3 protein-coding genes are annotated in these 1,636 nt (G+C 38.0%); 2 read left to right on the top strand and 1 reads right to left on the bottom strand.

Going from position 1 to position 1,636, the window contains the following annotated elements:
* On the top strand, positions 1-574 hold a 574-nt coding region (locus RM529_RS17220; protein WP_311485980.1), incomplete at its 5' end, for an ion channel.
* Positions 575-582: 8 nt separating this feature from the next.
* Here RM529_RS17220 and RM529_RS17215 read toward each other — a convergent pair.
* Complete coding sequence (locus tag RM529_RS17215; protein WP_311485979.1) at positions 583-714, bottom strand: hypothetical protein; 132 nt, start codon at positions 712-714, stop codon at positions 583-585.
* 132 nt (positions 715-846) lie between these two features.
* Between RM529_RS17215 and RM529_RS17210 the strand changes: the two genes are divergently transcribed.
* On the top strand, positions 847-1,636 hold a 790-nt coding region (locus tag RM529_RS17210; protein WP_311485978.1), incomplete at its 3' end, for an SMP-30/gluconolactonase/LRE family protein.

Genomic DNA, 1,636 nt, shown 5'->3' with positions numbered 1-1,636 from the left:
TCCGGAAGAATTTGGGAACGGGACGCGTGGCATCCTTCAGGGCTTCTGGTGGAGTGCGGTTACCATGACAACGGTGGGGTATGGCGATAAATCCCCAAGAACAACGGGAGGCAGGGTTATAGGTTTTATCTGGATGTTTATGGCGATCATCATGATTTCCAGCCTTACGGCGGGAATTGCTTCTTCTCTTACGGCAAGAACAATAAATGATCAAATTTCATCTGTTCAGGATCTGCAAAACTTTAGTGTAACCACAGTATCCAATTCCAGTTCTGAAGAATTTCTTGATCTCTACAATATTGAAGCAGATACTGTTTTTACCGAATTGCAGGGGATCCAGGCACTGCTGGATGAAGAAACTTCAATATTTGTCTACGATGTTCCTATGTTGAAGCATGTTATTGAGCAGAACGAACTGAATGATGAACTGGAGGTTTTAAAGAAAACATTAAAAAAGGATTACTACAGTTATACCTTCCCAAAAGATTCCCCGCTTCTTGAAGAGGTAAACCCTGTGCTCGTAGGGGTTTTAAAAACTATGGAATGGAATGTACTGGTAGAGGAGTATAAATAACAGGAAAATTAGTTGAGTCCCAGCGCGCCAAGGATTAACCAGAGAATAATAAATACAACAATTATCCCTATGCAACCACAGCCGCCGCCAATTTTCTTCGCTCCCCATCCCGCAAGTACAGCCCTTATTATATTCTTCATATCTTGTTTTTGTGACATGAAATTAAGCAAGAAATTTTCAGTTCATAAATGGTTTGGGAAAACTTTAGGTAAGAAAGATTTTACAGGGGATATTATCTTTTTCAGTATATTAGACCTCTAAAATTCATGAAAATGAATCTAAAGTCATTATTTTCAGCTGCGACAATTATTTTATTTGGTGCGATTTCTTCCGCACAGCATAGTGAGGTAAGCCTTATTAAAAAAGTTGAAGGTTTTAGTCATCCGGAATCTGTTGTAATCGATGACGCCAGTGATTTTATGTATGTTTCCAACATGGCCGATGATGTTCCCGGGGACGGTTTTATTTCCAGGCTCTCAGCAGATGGTACTATGGAAACCCGTGAATGGATTACAGGATTAAAAGATCCCAAAGGTTTATTAATAGATGGAGATAAGCTGTATGTTACCAATAACACTGAGATTATTGAGATTGATATTAATAAAGGTGAAATTTCCAAAACTGTAAAAGTGGAAGATGCAACATCACTTAATGATATTACTACAGATAATAACGGTGATCTCTATATTTCTGATAGTGGGAAAAGCGCCATTTATAAACTGGAAAGCGGCGCCGATGAGGCAACAGAATGGCTAAATTCTAAAGATCTTGAATATGTAAACGGAGTCCTTTATGTAAATGGAAAACTTTACGCAGGAGGCTGGGGAAGTAACAATGAACCCGGGAATATGATAATGGTTAATCCGGAAGATAAATCTATCGAAAAAATATCTTCAGAAGGTATAGGTAACCTTGATGGAGTGCAGAAGATAGATAATGAAACTTTTTATATTTCCGACTGGGGAACAGGAAAAATATACAGGATAAATACTGATGGTAAGAAGGAGGAAATATTGACTTCAGAAAAAAGCTCAGGTGATATTTTATACCTTAACAAAGAAA

The sequence above is a fragment of the Autumnicola edwardsiae genome (assembly GCF_031846505.1).
Lineage (GTDB): Bacteria > Bacteroidota > Bacteroidia > Flavobacteriales > Flavobacteriaceae > Autumnicola > Autumnicola edwardsiae.
This window is presented reverse-complemented; position numbering and strand designations above follow the sequence as displayed.